The organism is Halomonas sp. (genome assembly GCF_041689495.1).
In the GTDB taxonomy this organism is placed as follows: Bacteria; Pseudomonadota; Gammaproteobacteria; order Pseudomonadales; family Halomonadaceae; genus Halomonas.
Genome location: NZ_JBDNGD010000232.1, coordinates 1 through 7993 on the forward strand (window position 1 = coordinate 1; position 7993 = coordinate 7993).

General features: G+C 65.0%; 6 protein-coding genes and 1 pseudogene. 2 read left to right on the plus strand and 5 right to left on the minus strand.

What is annotated here, in order from left to right:
- Positions 1-212 precede the first annotated feature (212 nt).
- The 3 genes from ccoM to rfaH form a co-directional block, all read right to left on the minus strand.
- Positions 213-326, minus strand: a complete 114-nt coding sequence (gene ccoM, locus ACESMD_RS08225) for a cytochrome c oxidase subunit CcoM (RefSeq protein ID WP_372612095.1) — start codon at positions 324-326, stop codon at positions 213-215.
- A gap of 126 nt (positions 327-452) precedes the next feature.
- Entirely contained in the window at positions 453-959 is a 507-nt protein-coding gene (locus tag ACESMD_RS08230) for a peptidylprolyl isomerase (protein WP_372612097.1), read from the minus strand.
- 63 nt (positions 960-1022) lie between these two features.
- A complete protein-coding gene (gene rfaH / locus ACESMD_RS08235; protein WP_372612099.1) occupies positions 1023-1565 on the minus strand; it encodes a transcription/translation regulatory transformer protein RfaH in 543 nt (180 codons plus the stop codon).
- 146 nt (positions 1566-1711) lie between these two features.
- On the opposite strand from rfaH, the gene ACESMD_RS08240 reads away from it, so the two are divergent.
- Entirely contained in the window at positions 1712-3079 is a 1368-nt protein-coding gene (locus ACESMD_RS08240) for an MFS transporter (RefSeq protein WP_372612101.1), read from the plus strand.
- Between the two features lie 10 nt (positions 3080-3089).
- Here ACESMD_RS08240 and ACESMD_RS08245 read toward each other — a convergent pair whose 3' ends face one another.
- The gene (locus tag ACESMD_RS08245) at positions 3090-4916 is read right to left on the minus strand and encodes an SEC-C metal-binding domain-containing protein (protein ID WP_372612103.1); all 1827 of its coding nucleotides are present in this window, start codon (positions 4914-4916) and stop codon (positions 3090-3092) included.
- Positions 4917-4979: 63 nt separating this feature from the next.
- Positions 4980-5665, minus strand: a pseudogene (locus ACESMD_RS08250) (hypothetical protein).
- Between the two features lie 119 nt (positions 5666-5784).
- On the opposite strand from ACESMD_RS08250, the gene ACESMD_RS08255 reads away from it, so the two are divergent.
- Entirely contained in the window at positions 5785-7710 is a 1926-nt protein-coding gene (locus ACESMD_RS08255; protein ID WP_372612105.1) for a DNA topoisomerase III, read from the plus strand.
- Positions 7711-7993 lie beyond the last annotated feature (283 nt).

Below are 7993 nucleotides of genomic sequence, written 5' to 3' on the forward strand. Positions count from 1 at the left end.
CGCGAGAGACACCCTTGCCGTTGGCTAGCACTTCCCCTTGCCGGGCGTGCAGGGGACTTTCACCCCCAAGTCATCCCGAGATACCACCCTCGGGAACAGCGCCAGTCAGGCGCTGCGCGCCATGCCTGGCGCACGAAAAAAAAGACCGACCCTTGCGGGTCGGCCACTGGGGGGCGAACCCCCCTCCCCTGACGACTCGGTGAGCGCTTGGCTCAGTGTTTCTTCTTGAGACTGTCGCGGATCACGAAGCCGATCCAGCTGCCCATGAAAACGATCATCATGCCGACGGTGACCAGTCCGAAAACTACGGCGTCATCCAGATACATGGTGGGCTCTCTCGTCTCGATGTGTTGAGAGAACTCTAGCCCGGGCAACGGACAGGAAAGCTGACCTGCATCAAGTTTGGTCGCCGAAAAACGCCCAGCGGAATCCGGACTTGATCCAGATCAATTTCAGGGCATCTTGCGGTCATCGACCTCGCCGGGCTGGGTGCCCGGCGGCAAGGGATGTCCCTTGGCAAGCTCGGCGCGGGTGGCATCACGCACGTCGAGCACCTCCAGGCGATAGCGCAGGGTGTGACCGGCCAGGGGATGGTTGGTATCGATCCGCACACTGGCGTCGCGCACCTCGAGCACGGTAACGATCTCGGGGCCGTCATCCCCGGGTGTCTGGAAACGCATGCCCGGGGCCAGGTCATCCACGGGAAAGGCCTGGCGATCCACTTCGCGCACCAGAGCCTCGTCGCGCAGGCCATAGGCCTCCGCCGGCATCAGGGTCACGCTGAGGGTGGCACCCTGAGCCAGGCCCGTCAGTGCCCGCTCGAGCCCGGGGACGATGTTGTTGTGTCCATGGAGGTACTCCAGCGGCTTCTGCCTGGCCCGGGAATCGTCGAGGACACTATCGTCGGCATCGCTGAGAACATAATGCAGGCTCACGACCCGCTGTGGGGCAATGGTCATGTCGGTCTCCTGAAGGGTGTCGTGAATCGAGGCACGAGGAATCGGTAAAAAAACGCACGGACCCTAATCGCGGCGGCGCAACTGACTGACGGGCATCTCCAGACGTTGCTGCTTCTGCAGCATGCCGAGCAGCACGATGGCGCGCTCCTCGCCCTTGTGGCTTTCGAAGACCGCCTGGAGGTTCTTGAAGGGCCCTTCGGTGACCTCCACGGGTTCGCCGGCGCGGAAATACAGGTTGGCCGTGGCATCCCCGCGATCATCACCCTGTCGCTTGAGTATCTCGATGAGCTCATCACCCACCGGTACCGGGGTGTCTAGTCCGAAGGTGACGATTCTCATCACGCCTCGGGTAGAGCGTATGGGTCCCCAATTGCTTGCCAGACGGTCGAGGCGAATGAAGAGGTAATAGGGAAAGAGCGGTTCAGTAATCCAGACAAGCTTGCCACGACGCCTCTTCTGCACCTCGAGCACCGGATGAAAGACCTCATAGCCCTGATGACCGAGATGCTCAGCCGCCCGGAAGGACTCGCCGCCCTTGCAGTGGATCACGTACCAGCGTGGACTGGCGTCGTGCTCCTCCTCGGGTATGGCATTGATGTCACTCATGGGACTCCTTGTCGAGGTTGTTGCTGGTACAAGCCCCGGGGCTCTGCAACAATCCATTCGCGCAACTCACCGTTGCCGACATTTTATCACTCATGGGAAAGTCCCGTGTCCCCTGTCGCGTCAGGACTGCAAGGAGTGCTCCCGACATGCCCACACCCACCCCCCATCGCAGCTGGCGATCCGCCCTGGCGATCTACCTCAAGGCACCGGTCATCACCATGCTGTTCCTGGGGTTTTCCGCCGGTCTGCCCTTCCTGCTGGTGTTCTCGACCCTGTCCGCCTGGCTGCGCAGCGATGGCGTCGAGGTGGCGGCTATCGGTTTCTTCTCGTGGATCGGCATCCTCTATTCTATCAAGTTCTTCTGGGCACCCGTGGTCGATCGTCTGGCCCTGCCCCTGCTGACTCGGGCCCTGGGACAGCGGCGCAGCTGGATGCTGTTGGCCCAGGCGATGATCGCCGCGGGCCTGGTGGGCCTGGCAAGCCTGGATCCCGTCGACAACCTGCCCATGGTGGCCATGTTCGCCCTGCTGGTGGCCTTCGGCTCGGCGACCCAGGACATTGCCATCGATGCCTTTCGCATCGAATCGGCCCCGGAGGACATCCAGGCGGCCATGGCCTCCACCTACATCATCGGCTACCGGGGGGGATTGCTGGCCGCCGGCGCTGGCGCCCTATATGTGGCCGCCTGGCTCTCCTGGGAGGCCGCCTACCTGACCATGGCGTGCCTGGTCGGAGTGGGGGTCGTCACCGTATTGCTGCGCCCGGAACCGGAACGCCTGTCGCTTGACACCCAGCTGATCCACGAACCCAGGGTTCGTGCCTTCGTGCGCGCCAGCCGAGGACAGCCCAAGCCGCTGCGTCGACTGGGCGCCTGGCTGATCGGTGCCGTGGTCTGTCCCTTCACCGACTTCCTCACGCGCTATCGGTTCAAGGCCCTGTGGTTGCTGGTCTTCGTCGCGGTGTTCCGCATCAGCGACCTGGCCATGGCCTCCATGGCCAACCCTCTCTATATCGACATGGGCTTCACCCTGGCCACCATCGCCAATGTCACCAATATCTTCGGCATCGCCATGAGCATCAGCGGCGGGATACTCGGTGGCCTGCTGGTGGCTCGCTACGGCATCGGACCCATTCTGGTGATCGGGGCGGCGGCCGCCACCCTGACCAACCTGCTGTTCGCGGCCTTGGCAGTGGCCGGCCAGAGCCTGCCCTTCCTGGTCATGGCCATCGTCGGTGATAACCTGGCCAATGGCCTGGCCAGCGCGGTCTTCATCGCCTTCCTGTCGAGCCTGACCTCAAGGGCCTATACCGCCACCCAATATGCGCTCTTCTCGTCGTTGATGACCCTGCCGGGCAAGTTCCTCAGCGGCTTCGGGGGACTGGTGGTCGCCGCCGAGGGCTATGCCACCTTCTTCGTCATTGCCACGGCACTGGGACTGCCGGCCATCGCCCTGGCGATCTGGATCAGCCGCGACCAGGAACTGGTTCCGCGCCCTGAGCCACGCCCTGCCTGAACGCGAGACCTCAGCCGGGTAGATGTTCCCGCAGCCACTCCAGGGCACCGGGCGTGATCCGCCACTGGTCGCGCATCAGGGTACGGTACTGCCAGGCCTCGGCCCGGGAGCCGGATTCGGCAATGCCGTCCCGGCCGGTCCTGGCGGGCCGGGGATTATCGGCGCACAGCATGGCCAGGGCATGGGGGTTCTGGCGACGCGTAGCGGCAAGAGCCTGCCTGGCTTCCTCGCGCCGCTCCAGGCGGAACAGCGCCAGTACCCGGCCCATCAGCAGCCCCAGGGAACTGGATTGATCATCCTCGGTCAGCTCCCTTTCACTGAGTTCCAGGGCGTCCTGGTCACGACCCTCCCGCAACAGCTGGTCGAGGACCAGTTCACAGAGACCCAGGCTGTCCTGGTCATCCAGCAACAGCAGTCGCTCGGCCAGTTCCCGAGAGCGCTGGCGAGCCCCGCGTTCCATGCCCACGACCAGTGCCAGGCCGGTACGCAGCAGGATGGCGTTGTCGCCATCCTCCCACTTGAGGGTACCGTCTCCCTCGGCCTGGACCTGCTCGAGCCAGCGTTCGACGCGGTCTGCCAGGGGGGAAAAGAGGCTGGGCGCCATCCAGGGCAGGCTGCCGAAACGGCTGGTCAATGCCAGGGCCAGGCTCTGGACGACCGGCGGCGAGTCGAGCCATTCCGGGTGAGAACAGAGCTCCCCCAGCCATTCCCCGGCATGTTCCCAGGGATCCTCCTCGAAGCCCATGGGCGCATCGCCTATCACCACGGACTTGAAATGCGCGAACCAGGCAGCGAAGAGGGTATCCTCCCGCGCTGTGGTGCGGTATTCCAGCGAGCCCTCGCCGGTACGCTGGATCGTCAGCTTCGGCGCAGTGGGCAGGGATTCGAGCAGGGCCTGCAGCGAGGCGAGCGGATCGGCCAGATCTTCCTCGGCATTGAGCAGTTGCTCGGCCAGGGTCGCACCGGGGTTCTCGGCCAGGTCGGCGAGGAACTGTAGCTGGTCGTCGTCGAGGTCTCCCTGACGACACAACCGTCGGAACCAGAAACCGGCACGCTCGGCGGCTTCCTCGTCATGGCCTTCGTGGAGCAGCAGCATCGCCTCGATGTACGCCAGGGTCGGTGAATCGGGCAATGCCTGCTGGGCCTTCACGAAGGCGTCTCGGGCGCTGTCCAGGTCGTCGTTGTCCAGATGCATCAGGCACAGCCGCTCCAAGGCGACGCCGCGGAGGAACAGCGGACCACGGACGAGGATTTCGTCGAGAAGAGCGGTGCGCTTGCGGGTGAAGCCCCGCTCCTGGTAGAGATCCACCAGGATCTCGAAGGCCGGCTCCGCCTGCTCCGGCAGGTGCGACCAGTCGGCCCGCTCGAACAGGGATTCCAGGATCTGCTGGGCACGGCCCCGCTGACCGCTCTCCGCGGCAATCAATCCCGCCTCGAGTAACGCCTGGGCCGGGGCACGGCCAGAGGCCAGGGATGCCTTGAGGTCGCAGCCCTTCCAGTCGCTGAGGGACAGCATCCACATCAGGTGGGAAGGCACCTGACCCGGCAGGGTCACGGCCCCACAGCAATGCTTGGTCTTGCGGCCCGAATCACACCAGCAGGGCTCATTACGCCCGGGCCTGGCCAGGGGTTCACAGGCAAAATCGAGCCGCTCCAGGGGGGTCTGGGACCAGAGTTTCGGTGCCAGGGCTTGCGCCTGGGCGATGTTGCCGCCCATCAGCTCGGCTCCCTCGCCACGCACCCATGCCATCAGGGTCGGATAGCGCTCATCCTGGCGAATGACCATCAGGGCTCCCGAGGAAAACCCCAGCAGCTGTTCTACCCATACCGCCAGCATCGCAGTCTCCGCACCCGAAAACCGTACAGTCTAACAGTCCCGCACGATCCTGGGCAGACACAATCAACCTTGGTTGGCAACTGCCAGGAGGGGCCGGGTCCGGGTATTCATGTCCAACCTGGCCCCGAGACGCACCAGGTTCCAGTAATGGCCGTTGAGGGTGCGCTACAGCAGCAGGGTATCCGCAGGGGGCTGCAGACGGTCCATGGCCGCCCAGACCTTGGGGCTCAGATCGCGGAGTCGCCGGTGAACACGCACATCGCCGAAGTCCTGCACGCCCGGGGCGAACAGGGGTGAGACCGCCTCGGCGGCTTCCCGGTAGAGCGCCAGGGGGGCACCCTGCCCCTGCCGACCGCCGAGGGAGAGAAGGGCCTCGTCCATGGCCATGGGGTCGGCCTTCAGGGTGGCGTCGAGCAGCTGCATCATGGCCGCCAGACGTGCCTCGGGGACGGGGATCACCAGGTCGTCCAGATGAGCGTAGCGCTGGCGGTAGCGCGCCAGGGCATCGGCTCGGCCTGTCGCTGGAGCCGCGAGAGTTCCTCAACCAGATCCGGCGGCGGCAGGTCATCCCACTGGGCCATGATCTGTGCCAGCTTCATGGCCGGGCCCTTCAGCTCCGAGAGCCCCTCGAAGAGGGCCTCGCCGAGGGCTCGCCAGTCTGCCTGGCCACCCAGACGAGTGCGGATAAGGGCGCCGCCGGTGCGAGCGCCCAGACCGACGAGGCGACGCGTTCGGCCGCGATCACGCATGGCAATCTCCTTGGAAAAAAATAGTACAGAAATTGTACACTGTTTCCTTGCCGTTACACCTGGCCAGCGACAGAGAATACTGGAAGACTGATCCTCCCTTCAGCCGAATGAGACCCGGGATGCGCCTGATCATTGCGGAAAAACCCAGCCTGGCCCGCGCCATCGCCGAGGCCCTGCCGGGCAGTCCCCGGCGAGGGACTGATGCCCTCGTCGTCGGTGACACCACCGTCACCTGGTGCCTGGGCCATCTCCTGGAACAGGCACCACCGGATGCCTACGATCCCGCCTTCAAGGCCTGGAGACTGGATCACCTGCCGATCCTGCCCGGACGATGGAAGCTCATGCCTCGACCCAAGGCACGCGGCCAGTTGGCATCGATCCGTCGACTGCTCAAGGACGCCGGCGAGGTGGTCCATGCCGGCGATCCGGACCGGGAAGGACAGCTACTGGTCCAGGAGGTGATCGACTACCTCGGTTGGAAGGGCCCGGTATCGCGCCTGCTGGTAAACGACCTCAACCCCTCGGCGATACAGCGTGCCCTGTCACGCCTCGAGGACAATGCCCGCTATGGGCCACTGTATCGCGCCGCGGAGTCCCGGGCCCGGGCCGACTGGCTGTACGGAATCAACCTGACCCGAGCCTGGACGCTGACGGGACGTCAGGCCGGTCATGACGGTGTCCTCTCGGTGGGTCGTGTACAGACGCCGGTGCTTGGCCTGGTGGTGCGCCGGGATGCCGAGATCCGAGATTTCCAACCCCGTCCCTTCTTCGTGCTCTGGGCCGACCTTGTCGTGGCCAGCGGTCAACTGCGCGCCTGGTGGGTCCCCGGGGAGGAACGGCGACTCGATGATCAGGGACGACTGCTGGAGCGCCAGCCTGCCGCCGAACTAGCCGAACGGCTGGCCGGCGAGACCGGTCGGCTCACCGGCCTGGAGAGTCGCGACAGGCAACAAGCGGCTCCCCTGCCCTATTCCCTCTCGGCCCTGCAGGTCGATGCCTCCCGACGCTTCGGCTACTCCGCCAAGATGGTGCTGGACGTCTGCCAGCGGCTCTACGAGCGGCACAAGTTGATCACCTATCCACGCTCGGATTGCCGCTACCTGCCCGAGGAGCACCTGGCAGCGGCTGCCGGCACGCTTCGGGACGCCTGTCGTGACGATTCGACCCTGCGGGGATGGTTCCAGGGAGCGGATTTCTCCCTCCGCTCGAAGGCCTGGAACGACAGGAAGATCGGCGCCCACCATGCCCTGTCCCCGACCGGCAAGACCGCGGATACCGCCCGGCTGGACAAGACGGAAACGGAGGTCTTCAGGCTGATCGCCCGCAATGTGCTCGCCCAGTTCTACCCGCCCCTGAAGACCCGCGAGGTGAAGGCGGAATTCACCATCATCGGTGAACGCTTCCGAGCCAGAGGCCAGACGCTCCTCGTCGCCGGCTGGAAACCGCTTTTCACCACCCGCGATGAAGCACCACCGCTACCATCACTGTCGGAGGGTGAGGACTGCCGGGTATCCGAGGTCGGCGTAGAGGATCGGGAGACCCGACCACCGGATGCCTTCACCGACGCCAGCCTGATCAAGGCCATGATGAACATCGCCCGCTACGTCGAAGACCCCAGGGTACGCCGAACTCTGCGGGAGCATGACGGCCTGGGCACCGAAGCCACAAGGGCTGGAATCATCGAAACTCTGGTAGAGCGATGCTACCTGGTGAGGAAGGGCAAGACCCTGCGGTCAACACGACTGGGCAGCGCCCTGATCAGTTCCCTGCCGGAGGCGGCCAGCCGGCCTGAACGTACCGCCTTCTGGGAACAGCGCCTCGCGGCCATCGCCGAGCATGACGACGATCCGGTCCCCTTTCTTGGTGACCTGGTGCAGGATCTCCGCCAGTTGCTCGGTGCCGCCGATGTCGATCGGCTCCGCCGCGCACTCTGCGAGGCCCGGGGCGAAGACGCACCGGCAGCGCGCTCTGCCCGCCGAAGCGGCAGGAAGGCTGGCACGACCCGCTCGAGAGCCACCGGTCGACGACGTCGAAGCCCCGGCTGAAGGGAAGAGCGAAAGGGCTAATATCGGTGATTACCTGGCGAATATCGCAAGGTGTTGCTAGGGTAGAAAGGTTGATCACAGGAGCGAGCCGCAGGGATGGCGGCCGATTCGAGGAACAGGGCCCATGAAACCCATCTCATCCATCGCCGTCGCCGCGCTGATCGCCGTCTGCTCGATACCCACATCGCTCGCCGATGAGCAGGCCCCCTCCTATGCCGGCCAGGCGAACGACCTGATGCACCTCGACAATGGCATGGTTGTCGAGAGCCGGGATATCCAGACC

What these genes read in the sequence shown, in the direction of transcription:
- ccoM (WP_372612095.1), bottom strand. Translation starts at nt 326, where the DNA reads ATGTATCTGGATGACGCCGTAGTTTTCGGACTGGTCACCGTCGGCATG.
- ACESMD_RS08230 (WP_372612097.1), bottom strand. Translation starts at nt 959, where the DNA reads ATGACCATTGCCCCACAGCGGGTCGTGAGCCTGCATTATGTTCTCAGC.
- rfaH (WP_372612099.1), bottom strand. Translation starts at nt 1,565, where the DNA reads ATGAGTGACATCAATGCCATACCCGAGGAGGAGCACGACGCCAGTCCA.
- ACESMD_RS08240 (WP_372612101.1), top strand. Translation starts at nt 1,712, where the DNA reads ATGCCCACACCCACCCCCCATCGCAGCTGGCGATCCGCCCTGGCGATC.
- ACESMD_RS08245 (WP_372612103.1), bottom strand. Translation starts at nt 4,916, where the DNA reads ATGCTGGCGGTATGGGTAGAACAGCTGCTGGGGTTTTCCTCGGGAGCC.
- ACESMD_RS08255 (WP_372612105.1), top strand. Translation starts at nt 5,785, where the DNA reads ATGCGCCTGATCATTGCGGAAAAACCCAGCCTGGCCCGCGCCATCGCC.